Here is a 20863-nt window from a genome sequence, read left to right as displayed (position 1 = left end):
ATTTCGCACGATGGACCTTGCACTCGACCGGCTAATCGCCGCCGCCAACCAAATCATTCTCGGCAAGGAACGGCAAATTCAACTGGCGGTCTGTTGCCTGCTGGCCAAGGGCCATTTGCTGATCGAAGACATTCCCGGCGTTGGCAAAACCACGCTGTCGCATACCTTGGCGCGCTTGTTCGGCTTGGAATACCAACGTATCCAATTCACCAGCGACATCCTGCCGGCCGACATCGTCGGCTCGACGGTGTTCGACACGCATAAGCAACAATTCAGCTTCCACCCCGGGCCGATCTTCAAGCAAATGATCCTGGCCGACGAAATCAACCGCGCCACGCCCAAGGCGCAGAGTGCGTTGCTGGAAGCGATGGAAGAACGCCAGGTTACCGTCGAAGGCCAGACCTACCCCTTGCCGCAACCGTTTTTCGTCATCGCCACCCAAAATCCGGCGAACCAAATCGGTACTTTTCCGCTGCCGGAATCGCAAGTGGATCGCTTTCTGATGCGGATAGAGCTGGGTTACCCCAGCCGCCAGGCCGAACGCGAGTTGTTGGCCGGCCAACCCCGCCACCTGTTGATCAACGGTCTGGCGGAGGCCTTGAGTCCGACGCAACTGGTCGAACTGCAACAGGCCGCGGCCGGCGTTTATGCCTCGCCCGCTTTGCTGGATTATCTGCAGGCGATTCTGGCCTATACCCGACAATCGCCGGATTTCGTCAACGGCCTGTCGCCGCGCGCCGGACTGGGTTTGCTGGCGGCGGCCAAGGCCTGGGCCTTCGTCGGCAAACGCCAGGCGGTGTTGCCGGAAGACCTGCAGGCGGTATTACCCGCCGTGGCCGGCCACCGTTTAAATGCCGGCTCCAGCGACTCGGTCGGCATTGTCGCGCCGATATTGGCGCAAGTACCGGTCCATTGAGCTCGGCCCCGCTATCGTTGGCGGACCGCTTTCGGCTGTCGCGCTTTTTCCGGGGCGAGGCGCCGACCTCCGCTCCGATCTCGCTGGGACACCGCCGGATCTTTATCTTGCCGACCCAGCGCGGCTTAGCCTTCGTGCTATTGATCGTGTTGCTGCTACTGGTCGGCTTCGTCTACAGCAACAATCTGGCCTATTTGTTGGGATTTTTATTGGCCAGCATCTTTTTCGTCGCGATTTTGCACAGCTTCAAATCCCTGGCCGGCTTGACCGTCAGAGCCGGCCGCCAACCCGCCGTGTTTGCCGGCCAAGCCGGCGCCTTTAATTTTCAAATCGGCAATCCCGGCCGCCACAGCCGTTATGCGGTGCACTTGGCCTTGCAAAGCGAGCTGGCCATCGGTTTGGCGCCGGCCGAAATCCGAACCGCTACCCTGTACCAGGCGACGGCGCGGCGCGGCTGGCTGCAACCGCAGACGCTGACCGTTTCCAGCTTGTACCCGCTGGGGCTGTTTAGAGCCTGGGCGCCGCTGCGTTTCGACAACCCGTTGCTGGTCTACCCCAAACCGGCCAAGCGGCAACTGCCGTTTCCGGAAAGCGGCGACGGCCAAGTCGCCCAGGGTCTGAGCCGGCGCCAGGGCGACGAATTTTACGGCTTGCGCCCCTACCAACGCGGCGATGCGATCCGGCAAATCCATTGGAAGACCTTCGCCAAAGGCCAGGGCGTGTTCAGCAAGCAATATGCCGGCGCCGGATCGAGCGAATTGTGGCTGGATTATCAACAGGCGCCGGGACACAACAGCGAGGAACGCCTGAGCCAACTCTGCCGCTGGATCGTCGATGCGGAGAAGGCCGGATTGCGTTACGGCCTGGTTCTGCCCAATCTTCGCGTGCCGCCGGACACCGGGGCCGCCCATTACCGCCAATGCCTGCAAGCCCTGGCGCTGTTTTGAACGTGAACGGCCAGCCTTCGCCGCGGCTGTTATGGTTCATGTCGGGTTCGATAGGCTTGATCACATTGCCGCACGCCTGGCATATGCCGCCGCTGCTGATAGGCTTTTTCGGCCTGATGTGGCTGTGGCGGCTGCTGGCGATTAGCCGGCCGGCCTGGTTGCCGAACCGGTTGGGATTGTTTGCGTTGACGCTGGCCGGTATCGGCCTGGCCTACAGCCAACATCGCGGCGTGTTCGGCCGCGATGCCGGTACCGGCTTGTTTGTCGTGGCCTTGGGGCTGAAATTACTCGAAATTCACGGCAAACGCGACATCTACGTCATCGTTTATCTGGCCTTCCTCGTCGCGGCGACGCAGTTTTTGTACGAAGAAAGCATCTTGATGGCGCTTTACATCCTGCTGGTCTGTACCGTGCTGTTAGCGACGCTGGTCACCCAAAACAGCGTTTCTCCGCAAACCGTTCCGGCGCTGAAAACCGCCGCGACGCTGATCGTGCAAGCCCTGCCGATCGCGGCCGTGTTGTTTGTGTTGTTCCCCAGGCTGGAAGCGCCGCGCTGGAGTTGGCTGGATGCCGACAATCAGGCCAAAAGCGGCTTGAGCGATACTTTGGAGCCCGGTTCGATTGCCGAATTGAGCTTGTCGGCGGAATTGGTATTTCGGGTCAAGTTCGACTCCGATCTGCCGCCGCCGGCCCAGCGCTATTGGCGCGGCCCGGTTTACACCCTTTTCGACGGTTCGGCGTGGAAGGCAGCACCGGCCTTGTTCCGTGCAGCCAATCCGGACCAACCGGTATTCGGCGGCAAGGCTTACGATTACACGCTGATGATGGAGCCGCAAAAACAAAATTGGGTGTTTGCGTTGGAACTGCCCAGCGCATTCCCCGCCGGCTTGCGCCGCAACGAGTTGTACCAATTAACCACGAATAAAAATCCCGGCGACCGCGCCGAATATCGAATTTCTTCGGTGCCGTCCTACAATACCGGTGGCATCAACCCGGCGGAGCGGCGGGAAAGCCTGCAATTGCCCGGCAAGCCTTCCGAGCGGATACGCAATCTGCTCGCTCAATTGCACGGTACGGCGGCATCGCCGGAGGTGTTGATCGCTAATCTGTTGCAGCACTTCCACCGCGAGAATTTTCGCTACACCTTGAATCCGGAGCCGATGCCGGAGCGCCAGGTCGAAACTTTTCTGTTCGAACGCCGCGCCGGTTTTTGCAGCCATTACGCCACGGCTTTCGTTTATCTGCTGCGGGCCGCCGAAATTCCGGCGCGGGTAGTCGGCGGTTACCAAGGCGGCCGTTTCAACACGGTCGGCGGTTTTCTGGAAATTCGCCAAGCTGACGCCCATGCTTGGGCCGAAGTCTGGCTGGACGGGAAGGGCTGGGTGCGTTTTGACCCGACCGCCGCGATTGCGCCGGAACGCATCGAGCAAGGAGTCAACGTCGATTTGCAGATCGCCAGCGGCGCCGCCAATTTCAGCCCGATCCAGTTCGACGCCAAGACCTTGACCTGGCTGCAACGCAGCCGACAGCTATGGCAGAACGTCGATTACCAATGGCAGCGCTGGGTCATCAATTACGATACCGACAACCAAAAGGCCTTGTTGCAAAACTTAGGAATCGACGATTTCGTCAAGCTCGGTTATTGGCTGTTGCTCAGCGTGGGCGGGTTCAGCAGCTTGCTGGCCTGGCGTTTGTTGCGGCCCAACCGGCGCCGGCGCGATCCGGTGTTGCAGGCCTACCGCCAATTTTGCGGCAAACTGCGCAAGGCCGGCGTCGACTTCGGCCCCGGCGACGGTCCGCAAACGTTGGCGCAACGCGCCAAGGCGGTAAGGCCGGATTTGGCCGACACCATCGAACGGATCGTCGCGGTATTTATTCGGCTGCGCTACGAACCCAGCGCCGAAGCCGGAGACTTGCGCGCCTTGAAAACGCTGATCGGCAGTTTGCGGGTTTGAGCCAGAGCTTAGTGCAGATCCGGTACTTCTTCCTTGGCGTTTTGCTGGGGTTGCGCTTGGACTTGTTTCGATTTTTCGGCTTGTATTTGCTTGTTGCCCTCGCCGAACATCACCGCGGCAGCCATAAAGATCGCGCCGGCAATGGCAACGATCGGCAGGCGCCCCGGTTTATCCATCCACAACAGTATCCACTTGGGTTTGACCATCCCGACGATCAAAATCACGACGGCAAGAATCATTACGTTAAAACTGTAGTAGATCAAGGTATTCATGTAACCGGGTCCTGTTTCCAGCAAGTTGATAAGACATACATTATTATTAGCCTACCAGGCCTTGGCAATATACAAAATTAATCATCACCTTAAGGGGGCGCTATGGGCGGCTTTGAGTTATTGGGAATTGTGTCGTTGGTATTTGCAATATTGATGGTTTACAAGTGTGTGCAATCGGTACCTCAAGGGATGGAGTATACCGTCGAACGTTTTGGCAAATATACCCGAACACTCAGTCCTGGCTTGGATTTCATCATGCCCATAATTGAGAATATTGGCCGCAAGCTGAACATGATGGAACAGGTGCTGGACGTGCCGTCCCAGGAAGTGATTACCAAGGACAACGCGATGGTGCGGGTCGATGGCGTGGTGTTCTACCAAATCCTGGATGCCGCCAAAGCCGCCTACGAGGTCAATTATCTGGACGTGGCGATCATCAATCTGGTGATGACCAACATCCGCACCGTAATGGGTTCGATGGATCTGGACGAATTGTTGTCGCGCCGCGACGAAATCAACGCCCGCTTACTAACCGTTGTCGACGATGCCACCTCGCCGTGGGGCATTAAAGTCACCCGTATCGAAATCAAGGACATTGCGCCGCCCAAGGACTTGGTTGACTCGATGGCGCGGCAGATGAAGGCCGAGCGGGAAAAACGCGCCCAGATTCTGGAAGCCGAAGGCTTGCGCCAGGCGGAAATTTTGAAAGCCGAAGGCTTGAAACAAAGCGCGATTCTGGAAGCCGAAGGCCGCAAGGAAGCCGCGTTTCGCGAAGCCGAGGCCCGCGAACGGCTGGCCGAAGCCGAAGCCCGCGCCACGCTAATGGTCTCCGAGGCCATCTCCAAGGGCGACGTCCAGGCCATCAACTATTTCGTCGCGCAAAAATATATCGAATCGGTCAAAGCGATCGCCTCTGCCGATAACAGCAAATTAATCATGATTCCGCTGGAAGCCTCCAGCGTCATCGGGGCGTTGGGCGGCATCGGCGAGCTGGCCAAAGAAGCATTGCAGAAGAAGGGCTAAACATGTTGGAACAAGGCATCGTGTTTTGGTATTGGTGGGTGCTGGCGGTCGGCTTTCTGGCGTTGGAAATCCTGGCCAGCGGCTTCTTCTTCCTGTGGCTGGCGGTTTCGGCCTTTATCGTCGGCTCGGTGGTGTTGCTGATCGAAACCACCACGTTCAACGTCCAGATCTTGCTGTTTTCGTTACTGGCGGTGTCGTCGGTGCTGGCCTGGCGCAAATACGCCCGCACCCGCACCCCGGAAGTCAGCGACCACCCATTGCTGAACCGGCGTGGCGCCCAATACATCGGCCGTACTTTCAATCTGATCGCGCCGATCGAAAACGGCCAGGGCAAAATCAAGGTCGACGACACGATCTGGAAGGTCCACGGCCCCGACACGCCGCTGGGAACAAAAGTCAAGGTCGTGGCCATCAAGGGCACTGTGTTCGAGGTGCAGGTTTGCCAATAGCCCGATCGATACATACGCCGGATTAGTCCGCCCCGATCGGTTTTCGGCGATCCACATTCGCGGCGTTGAAAATGCCGCAATCGGGCGGCATAACTCGAGAGTTAGCGGCAAGACGGCCTCGGCCAGACTCGCGTTGCGGAGGGTTGATACTAATGAAACCGACTTTCAGCCAAATATTACCGGTAAGGCCATGGCCGACATAATCCGCTACCGCTATCGGTTACCCGCCCGCTTTGCGGCGTGGCTGCTGTTTTTGGCGATGGCCCCGCCCGGCGGCTTGGCTTATCTCGCCGGTTGCGGCGTTTTTGCGAAGTATGCCGGCTTATTGGTTTGGTTGGCGGCCGCCAGCGGTTTATTGGCTATTTTGCCGCTATGGATTGTTGCCCGAGCGCTGGCCAAACAGAATTTCATCGAACTGCGGGCGGAAGAGGCGTTGTTGCCCAAAGCTACTCTGGCTTTAGCGTTTATCGGCATGCCTTACTCGGCAATCAAACAAATCAGCGTGCTCAAATTGTCCGGCCATAGCGTGGCCGTCGTGGTTTCGGCTTTCGGCGAATCCCGCGTCAGCTCCGATTGGTTCGCGCTGGAAGGCGAGTTCGCCGAATTTCTCGCGCAACTCGAGCAGCGCCGCGCCCAACACGCCAAGACCACGCCGCCGGCCGTCGAGTCGCTAGTGGCCGCAATTCGCGAACGCAGCAAAGAGGATCCGCTGGCCGGCGCCAAGATTGCCGCTCAGGAGGTATACCATCGCCTGACCTCGGCAATGCAAAGCGATAAAGGCGTGCATGCCGAATCGCTGTTGTGTGCATTGGGAGCGTTGGCGGGCTATGCCTGCCAGGCCAGCGTCAGACAACGGAATCTGGCGCTAGGGCTGGCGGAAGATGCCGGTTTGGTTCAGATCGAAGATGCGGACGGCAACCAGTATTTTTACGGTGACGCGGTCAATTCGCCGCTGGCGGAATCGCAATATTCGGTATGGGGACTGGCCGCGGCGGCGGCGCAAAAATCCGGCTGCCAAGCTTTGCCGGACCTCAAGGCCATGTTCAGCCATAGTGCGAATACCTTGGGCAGCGGCGAATTCGGCATGCTGCGCTTACCGTTACGAAAATCTCCGGCCGATCAGCCTTTAAATTATTTAAAAGCCCTGTGGCCCAACCTATTGCCGACCATACGCATGCTATGCCCGCACCCGGCGCATTGGCCGATTCTGTTCGGTTTGGCGATACAAGAGGCCATCCATAGCGGAAAATCCGTGATCGACCCGTGCATTGCGCTTAAAATTGTCATGGAAAGCGCCATCGCGATGTCGAAAGTCGATCTTGGCGGCTAACCGCCGCCTCGCTCCGCCCCGGCAGCCGCTTACGCTTCGGCCTGACTCGGTGGATGGCGCCTTGGCCTGACCGCATTCGTTCCGCTTTTACCTTCTGACCCAATGACCGAACCGCAACGCATCGACCCTTCCAAAATCCGCAGCTTTATCCGCCGCCAAGGCCGCGCCACCGCCGGCCAGAAGTTCGCGCTGGAGCACCATTGGCAGAAATACTGCCTGATACCGGAGCAGGCCTTCGACCCGGTGCAAGCCTTCGGCCGGCAAGCGCCGTTGATCGTCGAGATCGGTTTCGGCAACGGCGACAGCCTGGCGGCGATGGCGGCAGCCAATCCGCATTTGAATTATTTAGGTATCGAAGTTCACCGGCCCGGCGTCGGCCATCTGATGATGTTGCTGGAACAGCAGGGCATAAGCAACGTTCGCATCTACCACCACGACGCGATCGAGATATTGGAGCGCAAAATTGCCGACCACAGCCTGGCCGGCATCCATTTATTTTTTCCGGACCCGTGGCAAAAACGCCGCCACCATAAGCGCCGCATCGTCCGCCCCAGTTTTGTCGAATTGCTGAATAAGAAATTGGCGGTCGGCGGTTATTTTCATGCGGCGACCGATTGGGAGCATTACGCCAAAGATATGCTGGCGATTCTGGCGGCAGGCGAAGGATTGAAGAATAGCAGTCCGAGCGGGGATTTTTGTCCGCGCCCGGCTTACCGGCCGTTGACCAAATTCGAGAATCGCGGTTTAGGCCTGGGCCATGGCGTTTGGGATTTGATTTTCGCCAAGCGTTGACGATTCGCCGCCCGGATTAAGTGCGGGCTTGGGCGGCAAGCCAGAGTACCTGTTCCGGGCCGAACGGCCAGTGCAGTTCCAGCTCGCCGTCGCGGTGCGCCAACACCGGTATTTTTACGCCGTAACGTTGTTGTAAGGCCTCGTCTTCGATAATGTCCCGCGTGTCGAAGCTCAAGCCGGCCAGCCGGACTATCTGTTCGGCTTCTTCGCATAAATGGCAGCCTTCGGTGCCGTACAAGATAAAATCCGCCATCTGTGCCTGCCTGCTCCAAGCGTACGGACCGGTAAGCCGTTAGTGGTTCAAATGTGCCGCCAGCCAGCGCTCAGCCACTTCCAGTTTGATGCCTTTGCGCCGGGCATAGTCTTCCAACTGGTCGCGGTCGATCTTGCCGACATTGAAATATTGCGACTCCGGATGCGAGAAATACCAGCCGCTGACCGCCGCCGCCGGATACATCGCAAAGTTTTCGGTCAGGGCGATCGAGGTCGTCGCGGTGACGTTCAGCAATTCGAACAACTTGGCTTTTTCGGTGTGGTCCGGGCAGGCCGGATAACCCGGCGCCGGACGGATGCCACGATAGGCTTCTTCGATCAGCGCCTCGTTGTCGTGGCTTTCATCCTCGGCATAGCCCCAATAATCCTTACGCACCGCCAAGTGCATGTATTCGGCGAAGGCTTCGGCCAAACGGTCCGCCAGCGCCTTCAGCATGATGGCACTGTAATCGTCGTGGTCTTGTTCGAATTCGGCCAGCTTGGTTTCGATACCGATGCCTGCCGTCACCGCGAAACCGCCGATGTAATCGGCTATGCCGCTGCCGACCGGCGCGATGAAGTCGGACAGGCAATAATTCGGCCGGCCCGGCGCTTTGACGTTCTGCTGGCGTAGGTGGTGCAACACTTCGAGCTGCTCGGTGCGGCTGTCGTCGTTATAAACGATGATGTCGTCACCGTCGCTGTTCGCCGGGAAGAAGCCGATCACGGCTTTGGCAGTCAGCCAGTTTTCGCTGACGATGCGTTGCAGCATGTCCTGCGCGTCTTGAAACAACTTGCTGGCTTCCGTGCCCACGACCGCATCGGTCAAGATAGCCGGATAACGGCCGGATAACTCCCAGGTCAGGAAAAACGGCGTCCAGTCGATAAATGGCACCAACGTTGCCAGCGGGAGGTCGTCGATGGCCTTGGTGCCAAGGAACTTAGGTTTCACCGGCTGGTGGCCGGCGTGGTCGAAACGGTTGCGCCGGGCGGCTTCCAGCGGATGTTGCGGATTCTTGGCTTGCCTGCCTTTATGTCGCTCGCGGACCAAGGCATATTCCTCGCGGGTTTTAGCAACGAAATCGGCGTTTAAATCCTGGCTCAACAGGGAGCCAACCACGCCGACCGCGCGCGAGGCATCGGTGACGTAAACGGTCGGGTGCTGGTAATTCGGTTCGATCTTGACCGCGGTGTGGGCGCGCGAGGTGGTGGCGCCGCCAATCAGCAACGGTATCTCGAAACCCTGGCGTTGCATTTCCTTGGCGACGTGCACCATCTCGTCCAGCGACGGCGTGATCAAGCCGCTCAAGCCGATCACGTCGACCTTCTCCTCGCGGGCGGTTTTCAAGATATTTTCCGCCGGCACCATCACGCCCATGTCGATCACCTCGTAGTTGTTGCACTGCAACACCACGGTGACGATGTTTTTGCCGATATCGTGCACGTCGCCCTTGACTGTGGCCATCAGCACCTTGCCGTTGGTTTCGCGGGCAGCGCCGTCTTTGTCGGCGTCCATGAACGGCATCAGATAGGCCACGGCTTTTTTCATGACCCGCGCCGATTTGACCACTTGCGGCAGGAACATCTTGCCCTCGCCGAACAAATCGCCGACCACGTTCATACCGTCCATCAGCGGGCCTTCGATCACGTGCAGCGGTTTTTCCGCTTCCAGTCGCGCGGCTTCGGTGTCTTCTTCGATGTAATCGGCGATGCCTTTGACCAGCGCATGTTCCAGGCGCTTGTTGACCGGCCACTCGCGCCATTCCAAGGTTTCCTGCTTGGCCGCTTGGCCGCTGCCGCGGTATTTTTCGGCGATTTCCAGCAATTTTTCGGTGCCTTCCGGCGTGCGATTCAGGATCACGTCCTCGACCGCATCGCGCAATTCCCTGGGAATGTCTTCGTAGATCGCCAACTGGCCGGCGTTGACGATACCCATGTCCATGCCGGCCTGCACGGCGTGGTACAAAAATACCGCGTGAATCGCCTCGCGCACCGGGTTGTTGCCGCGGAACGAGAACGACACGTTGGAGACGCCGCCGGAAATCAAGGCGTGCGGCAGATTTTGCTTGATGGCACGGGTGGCTTCGATGAAATCGACGCCGTAGTTGTTGTGTTCCTCAATGCCGGTGGCAACCGCGAAAATGTTGGGGTCGAAGATGATGTCTTCCGGCGGAAAACCGACCTGTTCGGTCAAAATTTTGTAGGCGCGGCTGCAAATCTCGATCTTGCGCGCCATGGTGTCGGCCTGGCCGACTTCGTCGAACGCCATGACGATCACCGCAGCGCCGTAGCGCCGCACCAGCTTGGCTTGTTCGATGAATTTGGCTTCGCCTTCCTTGATCGAAATCGAATTGACGATGCCCTTGCCCTGGATGCATTTCAGGCCGGCTTCCAGGATGTCCCATTTCGACGAATCGAGCATGATGGGAACCTTGGCGATGTCCGGCTCGGCAGCGAGCAGGTTCAAAAAGCGCCCCATCGCCGCTTTCGAATCCAGCATGCCTTCGTCCATATTGATGTCGATGATCTGGGCGCCGTTTTCGACCTGCTGGCGCGCCACTTCCAGCGCGTCCTCGTAACGCTCTTCGACGATCATTTTCTTAAAAGCCGCAGAGCCGGTAACGTTGGTGCGTTCGCCGACGTTGACGAACAAGGTCTCGGGGCCGATGCTCATCGCTTCCAGGCCGGCCAGATGGCAACGTTTTTCCAATTCGGGAATCCGGCGAGGAGGATATTTGCTCAGCGCGGCGACGATGGCGCGTATCGTGTCGGGCGAGGTGCCGCAGCAACCGCCGATGATGTTCAAATAACCGCTGGCAGCCCAGTCGGCTAGCTCTGCGGCCATCATTTCCGGAGTTTCGTCGTATTCGCCGAATTCGTTGGGCAGGCCTGCGTTGGGGTGGGCCGAGACGTAGGTGTCGGCAATGTTGGACAATTCTTCGATGTACTGGCGCAGTTCCTGAGCGCCCAAGGCACAGTTGAAGCCGATAGAAATCGGCTTGACGTGCTTCAACGAAGTCCAAAACGCGGCGGCGGTCTGGCCCGACAGCGTGCGGCCGGAGGCGTCGGTAATGGTGCCGGAAATCATCACCGGCAGCTTGTAGCCGAGTTGATCGAACACCGATTCCACGGCAAATATCGCCGCCTTGGCGTTCAGGGTATCAAATACGGTTTCGATCAAAATAATATCGGCACCGCCGTCAATCAGACCGCGGGTGGCTTCGCTGTATGCGTCAACCAATTCATCGAAGCTGATGTTTCTGAAACCGGGATCGTTAACGTCGGGCGACATCGACGAGGTGCGGTTGGTAGGCCCTAGTACTCCAGCCACGAAACGCGGTTTGTCTGGAGTCACAGCGGTCGCTGCATCGGCCGCTTGTCTAGCGACTCGGGCCGAGGCGACGTTAATCTCGTAGGCCAGATCTTCCATCCGGTAATCGGCCATCGCCACCTTGGTGGAATTGAAGGTGTTGGTTTCCAGAATGTCGGTGCCGGCGTCCAGATAAGCCTTGTGAATAGCGCGAATCACATCGGGCTGGGTGATCGACAACAGGTCGTTGTTGCCTTTCAAATCGACCGGCCAATCGGCAAAACGCTCGCCGCGATAGTCCTTTTCCTCCAGCTTGTAGCTCTGTATCATGGTGCCCATAGCGCCATCCAGAAATAATATTCGCTGTGACAGAAGCTGGTGTAATCTTTGAGAGCTATTCATGCGGACAGTTTATCGAAAGGTAATATTGGAACGGCGGCTAACCGGAAATTTCGGCAAACCAATTTTTGAGGGAAATCATGTCTAAACCCAGCCTACTGCACGTCGTCAAAAGCGTATTTGCCGCCGCGATTGGCATACAAAGCAACAAGAACAGAGAGATTGATTTTCAGCATGGCTCGTTGCCGGCCTACTTGGTAGTCGGCTTAATTGCGACGGTGCTGTTTATTTTTACGATAGTCGGTATCGTGTCTGCCGTTATCGGCGATTGAAGCGTTGCCGGCGTAAGCCCAAGTTGCCTTGGGCTTACGCATAGGAACGGCTTAGTTACCGGACGAGGTTTTGAAGCTGTCTTTGATGCTGATGAACATCTCTTTGACGCCGCTAAACAAATTGGCTGGTGTCAAAGCTTCTTTCAAAATGATCAAGGTGCGGACGACAGCGACGACAAGGAAACCGGCAATGGACGGAAACAATTCGCAAAGGCTGTTGACGAAAAATCCTCCGGCATTTTCCTGGGTTCTTCTGTCGCTGACGCTAGCCAAGTCGCGGTCGTAACTGTCGCCAATGTCTTTGCCACCCAGTGCATCAATAATCTCGATGCAGAAAATCTGGGCTACGAATTCCACCGCGAAAAACGCCGCGGCGCAAGCTGCCACCCATATCAATACATTCGGCTTTTTCGCCTTCATCATGCTCTGGTAAACCCAGATAGCGGTCAAAACCATTACAATGCCACCGATCATATTTATTCCCCTTGTACTTTTTTATTGTTCTAAAAATTCAGGTTGAGCTGGCATACTACCATATTCGGTCCGGATAGCAATTGCGCCGCTATCTTTACTGAACAGCCACGAATTGCTTGACTTTGAAGGTGGCTAAAGTAACATATGAACTTCGACCGCCAACGAAATGGCACATTTTATAACAACTAACTTTAAGGTAGGAGGCACCCATGGGAGCGATCTTAGATTTAACAGAAATGCTGAAAGAACCATCTGGCATGATCGGCGCGGTAGTAATCATCGCTGCTGGCTATTTCTTCGTAAAATGGGTTTTCGCTGAACCTAAAGACGAAGAATAAGCAACGTTTCCTGCTCGCGCTTACAAAGCTTTTCTGGAAAAAGCGGCTACGGACAGATCCCGTAGCCGCTTTTTTTTGGCCTTCAATCCGGCTTTTCGGCAAAATCCCTTATAATCGGTAGCCTTTTGGCCTGCCGATCCGCCATGTACAAATCGTTAGTTCTGAAAATCAATAGGCTTTATTCCGAAAAGGCACCTGCAACCGGTATTGGGCTGTTCCGGCTACTGTTCGGCCTGGTGACGCTGCAGGAAGTATTTTTCCTGCTGTATTTCAACCATCTGATTTTCGATCCAATTCCGTTCCTGGATGTCGAATTTCCGATGATTCCGTTCTTTCTCTGGTTGTGGGCGGCAACAGCCTTCTGTCTGGCCGTGGGTTACCGCTGCCAAGCCAGCAGCATCGCCAACTACCTGTTTTGGCTGGTGTTCGTCAATTTCACGCCAATGCAACGCGATTTCGACGGCGGCTTCGATTTGTTCATGACCGGCGCGAATTTCTTCCTGATCTTCATGCCGCTCGATCGCGCGTTTGCCATCGACGGCCTGCGCCGCAAGTTGCGTAACCCCTTCGTCCATTATTCTAACTACGGGGCGGAAACCGTCTCGGCCTTGGCGTACCATTTACCGGTCGTCGTTTGCCTCGGATTTTTGTATTTCGATTCGGCAATCCACAAAATGTTCGCCGAGCATTGGCGTAACGGCCTCGGCGCCTGGTTGCCGTCTTCCATGCCGTACTACATATCGGCGCTCGATATGTCCTGGCTGTTGAACATCGAGCTCCTGCAAAAGGCCATCGGCTATACCATCATCGTTTTTCAGTTCAGTTTCCTGTTTTTATATTCCCGCCGCCGTTTCCGCTGGCTGTATTTTCTGCTGGGATTGTCGCTGCATCTCGGCATCACGCTGTCGTTCAACATCTATCCGTTCGGCATGGGCATGTTGATTTTTTACGCACTGGTCATGCCGTTTGGCTGGTACCGCCGCATCGGAGCCTGGTTGCGTGCCAAGCAGGCGGTTTTGACCGTGTTTTACGACCAACAATGTCCGCTCTGCAATCGCACGGTGTTGACCTTAAACCACTTCGACGTATTGCGCCGGGTCGATTTTAAGCCCGCGCAAATCTTTGCCGCCGACTATCCGGCCTTGTCCCATTTAGGCCAGCAACAACTGATGACGGATCTGTATGCGGTCGACGGCCAAGGCCGGGTTTACGCCGGCGTCGACACCTATTCGCAAATTCTGGTGGCGATGGGTTACTTTGCCCCAGTCGGCTGGATGATGCGCTTGCCGTTGCTTTACGGATGGATATGCAAGCGCTATCGGGCGATTGCGGACAGTCGCCAACGTTTAGTCTGCGATGCCAGTTGCGCTCCGCCGGCTGCCGACGCCGCCGAAAACAGCTTTTACCAACGCATATTCGAAGCGGAACACGCTATCCCGGCCAGAAGTTTCGTCCACAAGATCAGCAAAGTGCTGCTGGTATTGATCCTGTTTCAGCTCAACAGCAGCATACACTACGGCCTGCTTTACCGTTTGCACGTCGATACCCGGCAATCGCCGCTGACCAGCATGCTGAACAGCATGAGTAATGCGTTATTGATGATGTCGCATACCTTTCTCGGTATCACGCCGCATGCTTTGTATCTGCACGACCATTTCGAAGGCTACGACCATATCTTGGCGATTACCTACCTGGATACCGACGGTAACGAGCGTTGGCTGCCGTTCGTCGACCAACAGGGTCGGCTACTGGCTCCGAACTGGGGCCGCGTCCATTCGATGTGGGCCAACATCGCAGTCACGCCGAATATCGACGAATTGCGCCTAAAAAAATTCATCATGAAAGTCACCGCATTTTGGGGCATCAAGGCCGGCCTGAACCTGGAAAACACCCAATTTATCATTAAAATGAAGAAAACCAGAGCCCCATTCGCATGGGAGAAAGACTTAAGAAACAATAACTTATCAGGCAACTGGCAAGTAATAGGCTCGGCGCGCTGGACCGGCAAGGAAATCAAAATCAGCTTACCTATGGACATCGACGCAATATGAAAAAGGGTGTTGCATGCGCAGATTGGTCATGCTATAAATTTTGCGTGCTTCGTTTAAGTACACTCAAAATTATAAAAACCCATTAAATCTGGAGGATGTTATGAAAAAAGTATTTTCTGTTTTGGCTATGGTTATGGTTATGGTGAGCTTGGCCGGTTGCATGGACGATCCAGACCAAGGCAACCCAAAACCAAAAGGTTACGGCTCTACTAACCAACAAGGCAGCGGTGTAAAATAATCGTAGCCGTTACAGGATTTCAGACTCCTGATGTAAGGCCCGCAATTGCGGGCCTTATTCGTTTACGGGGCTTGACAATTTGATAATAAGGCTCGATTTGCGTATCGGTTTTTAGCCGTGTTATAAGAACTCCCGTGTTCGATTGCCGAGCACGTAAAATTAAAATTTTTGATTTGGAGGAATTATGAAAAAAGTACTGTCATTACTGGCCATGACCCTGATGATTGCCGGCCTGAGCGGATGCATGGACAATCCTGATGCGTCTAAACAAAAAGTTTCCAGCGCTACCTCATCAGTACAGCTGTAAACAAACTTGCTTAACAAAAAGGCCCGTTGCATCCGGGCCTTTTTTGTGGCCGGCGAAAAATAAACCTCAATTTTTTTCCGCTTCGATTTTCGCCATAGCCTGCGTTATCCACGCTTCGGCTTCGGCATTAATATCTTTCGACTTTTTATCGACGGTGCTGATCGGCGGACCGATTTTCACTTTAATCACGCCGGGATACTTCAAAAAGCTGTTACGCGGCCAAAATTCACCGGCATTGTGCGCTAAAGGAATCACCGGAAACCCCGATTTCTGAGCAAGCATGGCGCCGCCGGCATTAAATTTTTTGTGTGCGCCTGGCGCCACTCTGGTGCCTTCCGGAAACACCACGACGAACAACCCCTCCTGCAAGCGCTCGATACCCTGATCGATCAACATTTTTAAGGCTTCCTTTTGGTTCTGCCGGTCTATGGCAATCGGCTTTAACGTTGCCAACGCCCAGCCGCCGAACGGAATCTGCAACAGCGATTTTTTTAAGACCGCGGTTTGCGGCCGAATAAATTGCCGCAGCGCCACGGTTTCCCAAGCCGATTGATGCTTGCTCAGCACGATAGCCGCGCCGACCTGCGGAATGTGCTCCAGGCCTTCAACCTCGTGGCTGAGTCCGCAACACAGCTTCAGCATATAGAGCAGGCAATCGATCCAGATATCGGCGAATTTATAACGCCAATGAAACGGCAGAAAAAAACCGCCTAAAATCGCCACACCGACGATCAGCGTCGAGATTACGATGTAGATGAACAATAAGGTAGAGCCCAGATAAACTCTAAAGTCAGCTTTCCGAGACGATATATGCGGCTGCGTCATAAAGATTGTCGAAAACGGGAACGTCTAGTTGTGGGTTGTCGTTAAGGGTTTGCAAACCTTTGCCGGTTCTGACCAATATCGGCTTGGCGCCGGTCGCCTCCGCGGCCTGTACGTCGCGCAACGAATCGCCGACGGCAAAGGTCGCGCCCAAATCGATGCGCTTGTCGTCGGCCAAGCGGCGAAACAAGCCTGGCTTGGGTTTGCGACAATCGCAATGGTCGCCGGGGCCGTGCGGGCAATAATAAATCGCCTCGATTTCGCCGCCGGAGGCACGGGTAAGTTGCAACATTTTGGCGTGAATTGCGTCCAGCGTTGCCAAATCGAATAAGCCTCTGGCAATTCCGGACTGGTTACTGACCACCGCAACGCGAAAACCATGGCGGTTCAGCATCGCTATGGCTTCCAGGCTGCCGGGCAACGGCAGCCATTCAGCGGCGGATTTGATGAACTCGTCGGAATCGACGTTGATGGTGCCGTCCCGGTCCAGAATCACGTAACGCCCGGTCACGATTGCAGCTTGGAAATGTCGGCGATTTGTAAAAATTGGTTGGACAATTTGGCCAGCAGCGCCAGACGGCTGCTACGCAGCGCCGGGTCGTCGGTATTGACCATCACGTTATCGAAGAAAGCGTCGACGCTGTCGCGCAACTGGGCCAAACGGCTTAGCGCCAGCGCATAATTCCGTTCCGCCAATAATGGAGCGATATCGGCCTCGGACTGTTCGGCAGCGGCAAGCAGGTTTTTCTCCGCGGCTTCGACCAACATACCGATCTGCTCGGCCGGCGCTTGCTCGGATTTTTTCAGGATATTGCCGATCCGCTTGTTAGCGGCGGCCAAGCTTTCCGCTTCGGGCAGAGCACGAAAGTCTTGCACGGCGCGAAGGCGTTGCCAAAAATCGAACGGCCGGGTCGGATTTACCGCCAACACCGCCTCGAATTCGTCGCTGGAGAAGCCCTGGTCCAGGCAATAGCCCTTCAGGCGGTCGAAAATAAAGCCGACCAGTTTTTGCCGGGTTTCGCTCCGGTCGAAGGCATGGCCGAATTGAGCCAGCGCCGCATCCAGCAATTCCGCGACATCCAGCGCCAAGCGGTTTTCGACCAGTATCCGTAAAATACCTATCGCAGCCCGGCGTAAGGCATAAGGGTCTTTATCGCCGGTCGGAATCAGGCCGGCGCTGAAAATACCGGCCAATGTGTCGACTTTTTCCGCCAAAGCCAATGCGACGCTGACCGGCGCCTGCGGGATTTCGCCGCCGGACTGCTTGGGAAAATACTGCTCTTCCAATGCATAGGCTACAGCCAAATCTTCGCCGTCGGCAATCGCGTAATAACGGCCCATCGAGCCTTGCAGATTGGCGAACTCTCCGACCATATTGGTCATCAAATCGGTTTTGGCCAGCAAAGCCGCACGCTTGGCTAAGCCGGCGTCGGCGCCGAGTTGTTCGGCAACCAGACCGGCCAGATTCGCTACGCGTTCGGTTTTGTCGAACAAGGTGCCCAGGTCTTTCTGGAACACGATGGTTTTCAGGCTATCCACCCGCTCCGCCAAGGATTGCTTCCTGTCCTGCTTCCAGAAAAATTCGGCATCGACCAGGCGCGGCAAGACCACCCGCTCGTTGCCGGCCCGAATCGAATCCGGCCGCGAACTTTCGATATTGGCAAAGGTAATGAAATGCGGCAGCAAACCGCCTTGCGCGTTTTTGACCGGGAAATATTTCTGGTTGGCCTGCATCGTCGTGATCAGCACTTCCTGCGGCAACTCCAGAAAGCGGGCGTCGAAATTACCGACCACCGGCACCGGCCACTCGTTCAGTGCGGCCACTTCTTCCAGCAGGTCTGCTTCGATATGGGCGACACCGCCGACTTTTTCCGCCGCCTGGTTCGCCGCGTCGCGGATTACGGCCATTCTTTCCTCGAAATCGGCCAACACCTTGCCTTGCTGCTTTAAAACATCCAGATACTCGTGCGGGTCATGAATACTCAAATCCTGCGGCGCGTGAAAGCGATGGCCGCGGGTGATCCGGCCGGTGGTACGGCCGAGAATGTCGGTGACGATGATTTCGCTGCCGAACAACAGGACGGCCCAATGCACCGGCCGGGCGAATTCGGCATCGAAACTGCCCCAACGCATGCGCTTGGCAATCGGCAAATTGGCCAATGCTTTGCGGATGATGTCGGGCAATAACTCGGCCGTCGCTTGGCCTTTCACCGCTTGTTTGAAAATCAACCACGAACCTTTGTCGGTTTCCAATTTCTCCAATTGCTCGAAACTGGCGCCGCAACTCGCGGCAAAACCCAGCGCCGCCTTGCTCGGCGCGCCGTCAGGCCCGTAGGCCGCCTGCAGTGCAGGGCCGCGTTTTTCGACGATTTTATCGGCCTGGAAAGTCTGTAAATCGTCGATCAATACCGCCAGGCGCCGAGGCGTCGCGTAAGCGCTGGCCCGGGTGTAACTCAAGCCGGCATCCTGCAAGCTCGTCAGTAAGTTGTCCAGTAAAGCCTGGCTAAGCCGCTTTAAAGATTTGGGCGGTAATTCCTCGCAGCCCAATTCGAATAGAAAATGGTTGGTCGCTGTCATGGTTACGCTCCCTGTCTGGCGAGAATCGGGAAGCCCAGCGCTTCCCGGCGATTGTAATACGCTTCGGCGACCGACTTGGCCATATTGCGGACCCTGAGTATATAGCGTTGGCGCTCGGTCACCGAAATGGCGTGGCGGGCGTCGAGCAAGTTAAACGAATGCGAGGCTTTCAGTACCATTTCGTAGGCCGGCAGCGGCAGGTTTTTTTCCAGCAACATCAAGCATTCGCGTTCGTAGGTATCGAAACAGTTGAACAGAAAATCGACGTTGGCCAGGTCGAAATTGAACTCCGACATCTCGACCTCGTTCTGGTGGAACACGTCGCCGTAGGTCACCACGCCTTGTGGGCCTTGAGTCCAGACCAGATCGAATACCGATTCGACGCCTTGCAGATACATCGCGATGCGTTCCAGGCCATAGGTAATTTCGCCGGTCACCGGCCGGCATTCCAGGCCGCCGACTTGTTGGAAATAGGTAAATTGGGTCACCTCCATACCGTTCAGCCAAACTTCCCAGCCCAAGCCCCAGGCACCCAAGGTCGGCGACTCCCAGTTATCCTCGACGAAGCGAATGTCGTGTTCCAGCAGATCCAGCCCCAAATGGCGCAATGAGCCCAGGTACAGCTCCTGAATATTGTCCGGCGACGGCTTCATGATCACCTGGAACTGGTAGTAATGCTGCAAGCGGTTCGGGTTTTCGCCGTAGCGGCCGTCGGTCGGTCGGCGCGACGGTTGCACGTAAGCCGAGTTCCAAGGCTCCGGGCCTATCGCCCGCAAAAACGTCGCCGGATGAAAGGTGCCGGCGCCGACTTCCTGATCCAAAGGCTGTAACAACACGCACCCCTGATTCGACCAGTATTCCTGCAGCGTCAGAATCAGGCCCTGAAAAGTTGAGACATCGTTTTTGCTAGTCGACACGTTGAGAGCCACTCGTTTGGTAAAAATGGCCCGATTATATCCGAAATCGCCAAGCAGAGCGGAGGGGCGCCGGCTCGCCGATGCACTGCAACCCCGGCCGGCAAAGGGTTGGCCGCCGTAATACAAGAAGCCGAAGCGGGTTCGGCGACCGTGCGGCAATTCGGCCAAAACCGCCGTTCGCAGGTTTTGCATTAGAATGCGCGGTCACGATCCGCGACTGCCCACGTAAACCCCGACTCTTTGCCCAGCGATGAATAAAATTACCGAGCGCCTGCGCCAATATTGGCTTTTAGCCCGTTTCGACAAACCCATCGGCATTTTCATTTTGTTGTGGCCGACGCTGTGGGCGTTATGGATTGCCGGCAACGGCAAACCGGATGCGTTGGTATTGGCGGTATTCGTCGCCGGCGTGGTTTTGATGCGGGCGGCCGGTTGCGTGATCAACGATTATGCCGACCGCGATTTCGACCCCCATGTCGACCGCTGCAAGCAACGGCCTATCGCCGCCGGCCGCGTCTCGCCCAAGGAGGCCTTGCTGGTATTCGCGGTACTGTGCCTGACCGCGTTCGGACTGGTGTTGCTGATGAACTGGTACACGATAGCGCTATCCTTCGTCGGCGCCTTTCTGGCTGCCAGCTACCCGTTCATGAAACGCTATACCCATTTGCCGCAAGCTTATCTGGGCGCCGCATTCGGCTTTGCGGTACCGATGGCATTCGCTGCGCAAACCGATAGCATTCCGTTGGTCGGCTGGGTTTTGTATCTTGCGGTTTTGCTGTGGGCCTTGGTCTACGACACGATGTATGCGATGGTCGACATCGACGACGACTTGAAAATCGGCGTCAAATCGACGGCAATTTTGTTCGGCAGCCGGGTGCGGGAAATCACCGGCGGCCTGCAGGCGGTAATCCTGGGCTTGCTGGTCTGGATCGGCCACGAACGCCAATTAGCCTGGCCCTATTATGCCGGGCTACTGGCCGCGGCCGGTTTTGCGGTTTACCAGCAAAAGCTGATCTTCCATTTCGACAAGCCCAATTGTTTCAAGGCGTTTTTGAACAACAACTGGTTCGGCCTCGCCGTATTTACCGGGCTGGTTCTGGCGTATCTGTAACCTTGCCGGGGGCGTTGCCGCCGGCAAACTCCCGGACTTTCTACCTTTCCCCAGGCGAACCCGTTCGCCCATCCCAGCCCAACACCGGATTCGCCGGAGCTGAAGCCGGCG

General features: G+C 56.3%; 21 protein-coding genes. 13 read left to right on the top strand and 8 right to left on the bottom strand.

Translation table 11 applies throughout. The annotated features are described in order from the left end of the window. Nucleotides 1-10 precede the first annotated feature (10 nt). From VXJ35_RS01635 to VXJ35_RS01625, 3 genes are all read left to right on the top strand, one after another. Nucleotides 11-916 carry a MoxR family ATPase gene (locus VXJ35_RS01635; RefSeq protein ID WP_054760454.1) on the top strand — a complete coding sequence of 302 codons (906 nt, stop codon included), beginning with the start codon at nt 11-13 and terminating at the stop codon, nt 914-916. A gap of 107 nt (nt 917-1023) precedes the next feature. Beyond that, nucleotides 1024-1863, top strand: a complete 840-nt coding sequence (locus VXJ35_RS01630) for a DUF58 domain-containing protein (RefSeq protein WP_331711083.1) — start codon at nt 1024-1026, stop codon at nt 1861-1863. A gap of 2 nt (nt 1864-1865) precedes the next feature. Continuing rightward, on the top strand, nt 1866-3818 hold the full coding sequence (locus VXJ35_RS01625; RefSeq protein ID WP_157198272.1) for a DUF3488 and transglutaminase-like domain-containing protein: 1953 nt from the start codon (nt 1866-1868) through the stop codon (nt 3816-3818). A gap of 8 nt (nt 3819-3826) precedes the next feature. Here the strand turns inward: VXJ35_RS01625 and VXJ35_RS01620 are convergent, their stop codons facing one another. Then, nucleotides 3827-4090 (bottom strand): hypothetical protein, encoded by a 264-nt coding sequence (locus VXJ35_RS01620; RefSeq protein WP_054760456.1) that lies wholly within the window; start codon nt 4088-4090, stop codon nt 3827-3829. Nucleotides 4091-4192: 102 nt separating this feature from the next. Between VXJ35_RS01620 and VXJ35_RS01615 the strand changes: the two genes are divergently transcribed. The 4 genes from VXJ35_RS01615 to trmB all read left to right on the top strand — a co-directional run bounded on the left by VXJ35_RS01615 (nt 4193) and on the right by trmB (nt 7684). After that, nucleotides 4193-5113, top strand: coding sequence for an SPFH domain-containing protein (locus VXJ35_RS01615; RefSeq protein WP_064020214.1), 921 nt, complete (start codon nt 4193-4195; stop codon nt 5111-5113). 2 nt (nt 5114-5115) lie between these two features. Further along, a complete protein-coding gene (locus VXJ35_RS01610) occupies nt 5116-5562 on the top strand; it encodes an NfeD family protein (protein ID WP_064020213.1) in 447 nt (148 codons plus the stop codon). A 190-nt stretch (nt 5563-5752) separates the two neighbouring features. Next, entirely contained in the window at nt 5753-6892 is a 1140-nt protein-coding gene (locus VXJ35_RS01605) for a hypothetical protein (protein WP_064020212.1), read from the top strand. 102 nt (nt 6893-6994) lie between these two features. Beyond that, nucleotides 6995-7684: a tRNA (guanosine(46)-N7)-methyltransferase TrmB gene (gene trmB, locus VXJ35_RS01600; RefSeq protein ID WP_064020211.1), complete on the top strand. Its 690-nt coding sequence runs from the start codon at nt 6995-6997 to the stop codon at nt 7682-7684. 16 nt (nt 7685-7700) lie between these two features. Here the strand turns inward: trmB and VXJ35_RS01595 are convergent, their stop codons facing one another. After that, nucleotides 7701-7937 carry a glutaredoxin family protein gene (locus VXJ35_RS01595; RefSeq protein WP_064020210.1) on the bottom strand — a complete coding sequence of 79 codons (237 nt, stop codon included), beginning with the start codon at nt 7935-7937 and terminating at the stop codon, nt 7701-7703. A 39-nt stretch (nt 7938-7976) separates the two neighbouring features. Then, nucleotides 7977-11648, bottom strand: coding sequence for a methionine synthase (gene metH / locus VXJ35_RS01590; protein ID WP_064020209.1), 3672 nt, complete (start codon nt 11646-11648; stop codon nt 7977-7979). A gap of 77 nt (nt 11649-11725) precedes the next feature. Here metH and VXJ35_RS01585 point away from each other — a divergent pair, with 77 nt between their 5' ends. Further along, complete coding sequence (locus VXJ35_RS01585) at nt 11726-11917, top strand: DUF2970 domain-containing protein (protein ID WP_054760468.1); 192 nt, start codon at nt 11726-11728, stop codon at nt 11915-11917. Between the two features lie 51 nt (nt 11918-11968). Here VXJ35_RS01585 and VXJ35_RS01580 read toward each other — a convergent pair whose 3' ends face one another. Next, nucleotides 11969-12373: a hypothetical protein gene (locus VXJ35_RS01580; RefSeq protein WP_231914829.1), complete on the bottom strand. Its 405-nt coding sequence runs from the start codon at nt 12371-12373 to the stop codon at nt 11969-11971. Nucleotides 12374-12600: 227 nt separating this feature from the next. Between VXJ35_RS01580 and VXJ35_RS01575 the strand changes: the two genes are divergently transcribed. The 4 genes from VXJ35_RS01575 (at nt 12601) to VXJ35_RS01560 (ending at nt 15325) form a co-directional block, all read left to right on the top strand. Further along, on the top strand, nt 12601-12729 hold the full coding sequence (locus VXJ35_RS01575; protein WP_255189959.1) for a hypothetical protein: 129 nt from the start codon (nt 12601-12603) through the stop codon (nt 12727-12729). Between the two features lie 143 nt (nt 12730-12872). Continuing rightward, the gene (locus tag VXJ35_RS01570) at nt 12873-14780 is read left to right on the top strand and encodes a DCC1-like thiol-disulfide oxidoreductase family protein (protein ID WP_064020207.1); all 1908 of its coding nucleotides are present in this window, start codon (nt 12873-12875) and stop codon (nt 14778-14780) included. A gap of 100 nt (nt 14781-14880) precedes the next feature. Beyond that, complete coding sequence (locus tag VXJ35_RS01565) at nt 14881-15018, top strand: hypothetical protein (protein ID WP_197488465.1); 138 nt, start codon at nt 14881-14883, stop codon at nt 15016-15018. Between the two features lie 184 nt (nt 15019-15202). After that, nucleotides 15203-15325 (top strand): hypothetical protein, encoded by a 123-nt coding sequence (locus VXJ35_RS01560; protein ID WP_269454706.1) that lies wholly within the window; start codon nt 15203-15205, stop codon nt 15323-15325. 66 nt (nt 15326-15391) lie between these two features. Here VXJ35_RS01560 and VXJ35_RS01555 read toward each other — a convergent pair whose 3' ends face one another. From VXJ35_RS01555 to glyQ, 4 genes are read right to left on the bottom strand one after another with little or no spacing between them, the layout of a single operon-like run. After that, nucleotides 15392-16150 (bottom strand): 1-acyl-sn-glycerol-3-phosphate acyltransferase, encoded by a 759-nt coding sequence (locus VXJ35_RS01555; RefSeq protein WP_064020206.1) that lies wholly within the window; start codon nt 16148-16150, stop codon nt 15392-15394. After that, nucleotides 16116-16658: a D-glycero-beta-D-manno-heptose 1,7-bisphosphate 7-phosphatase gene (gene gmhB / locus VXJ35_RS01550; RefSeq protein ID WP_064020205.1), complete on the bottom strand. Its 543-nt coding sequence runs from the start codon at nt 16656-16658 to the stop codon at nt 16116-16118. Before gmhB ends, VXJ35_RS01555 begins: the two co-directional genes overlap by 35 nt. Next, on the bottom strand, nt 16655-18724 hold the full coding sequence (gene glyS, locus VXJ35_RS01545; protein ID WP_064020204.1) for a glycine--tRNA ligase subunit beta: 2070 nt from the start codon (nt 18722-18724) through the stop codon (nt 16655-16657). The genes gmhB and glyS overlap by 4 nt, the downstream gene beginning before the upstream one ends. Nucleotides 18725-18726: 2 nt before the next feature. Then, nucleotides 18727-19641 (bottom strand): glycine--tRNA ligase subunit alpha, encoded by a 915-nt coding sequence (gene glyQ, locus VXJ35_RS01540; protein WP_064023322.1) that lies wholly within the window; start codon nt 19639-19641, stop codon nt 18727-18729. 250 nt (nt 19642-19891) lie between these two features. Between glyQ and ubiA the strand changes: the two genes are divergently transcribed. After that, nucleotides 19892-20752 carry a 4-hydroxybenzoate octaprenyltransferase gene (gene ubiA / locus VXJ35_RS01535; protein WP_064020203.1) on the top strand — a complete coding sequence of 287 codons (861 nt, stop codon included), beginning with the start codon at nt 19892-19894 and terminating at the stop codon, nt 20750-20752. The last annotated feature ends 111 nt before the right edge of the window (nt 20753-20863 follow it).

Origin of the sequence: Methylomonas sp. DH-1 (assembly GCF_046097555.1) — a bacterium.
Classification (GTDB): Bacteria; Pseudomonadota; Gammaproteobacteria; order Methylococcales; family Methylomonadaceae; genus Methylomonas; species Methylomonas koyamae.
This window is presented reverse-complemented; position numbering and strand designations above follow the sequence as displayed.

What these genes read in the sequence shown, in the direction of transcription:
- VXJ35_RS01635 (WP_054760454.1), top strand. Translation starts at nt 11, where the DNA reads ATGGACCTTGCACTCGACCGGCTAATCGCCGCCGCCAACCAAATCATT.
- VXJ35_RS01620 (WP_054760456.1), bottom strand. Translation starts at nt 4,090, where the DNA reads ATGAATACCTTGATCTACTACAGTTTTAACGTAATGATTCTTGCCGTC.
- VXJ35_RS01615 (WP_064020214.1), top strand. Translation starts at nt 4,193, where the DNA reads ATGGGCGGCTTTGAGTTATTGGGAATTGTGTCGTTGGTATTTGCAATA.
- VXJ35_RS01610 (WP_064020213.1), top strand. Translation starts at nt 5,116, where the DNA reads ATGTTGGAACAAGGCATCGTGTTTTGGTATTGGTGGGTGCTGGCGGTC.
- VXJ35_RS01605 (WP_064020212.1), top strand. Translation starts at nt 5,753, where the DNA reads ATGGCCGACATAATCCGCTACCGCTATCGGTTACCCGCCCGCTTTGCG.
- trmB (WP_064020211.1), top strand. Translation starts at nt 6,995, where the DNA reads ATGACCGAACCGCAACGCATCGACCCTTCCAAAATCCGCAGCTTTATC.
- VXJ35_RS01595 (WP_064020210.1), bottom strand. Translation starts at nt 7,937, where the DNA reads ATGGCGGATTTTATCTTGTACGGCACCGAAGGCTGCCATTTATGCGAA.
- metH (WP_064020209.1), bottom strand. Translation starts at nt 11,648, where the DNA reads ATGAATAGCTCTCAAAGATTACACCAGCTTCTGTCACAGCGAATATTA.
- VXJ35_RS01585 (WP_054760468.1), top strand. Translation starts at nt 11,726, where the DNA reads ATGTCTAAACCCAGCCTACTGCACGTCGTCAAAAGCGTATTTGCCGCC.
- VXJ35_RS01580 (WP_231914829.1), bottom strand. Translation starts at nt 12,373, where the DNA reads ATGGTTTTGACCGCTATCTGGGTTTACCAGAGCATGATGAAGGCGAAA.
- VXJ35_RS01575 (WP_255189959.1), top strand. Translation starts at nt 12,601, where the DNA reads ATGGGAGCGATCTTAGATTTAACAGAAATGCTGAAAGAACCATCTGGC.
- VXJ35_RS01570 (WP_064020207.1), top strand. Translation starts at nt 12,873, where the DNA reads ATGTACAAATCGTTAGTTCTGAAAATCAATAGGCTTTATTCCGAAAAG.
- VXJ35_RS01565 (WP_197488465.1), top strand. Translation starts at nt 14,881, where the DNA reads ATGAAAAAAGTATTTTCTGTTTTGGCTATGGTTATGGTTATGGTGAGC.
- VXJ35_RS01560 (WP_269454706.1), top strand. Translation starts at nt 15,203, where the DNA reads ATGAAAAAAGTACTGTCATTACTGGCCATGACCCTGATGATTGCCGGC.
- VXJ35_RS01555 (WP_064020206.1), bottom strand. Translation starts at nt 16,150, where the DNA reads ATGACGCAGCCGCATATATCGTCTCGGAAAGCTGACTTTAGAGTTTAT.
- glyS (WP_064020204.1), bottom strand. Translation starts at nt 18,724, where the DNA reads ATGACAGCGACCAACCATTTTCTATTCGAATTGGGCTGCGAGGAATTA.
- ubiA (WP_064020203.1), top strand. Translation starts at nt 19,892, where the DNA reads ATGAATAAAATTACCGAGCGCCTGCGCCAATATTGGCTTTTAGCCCGT.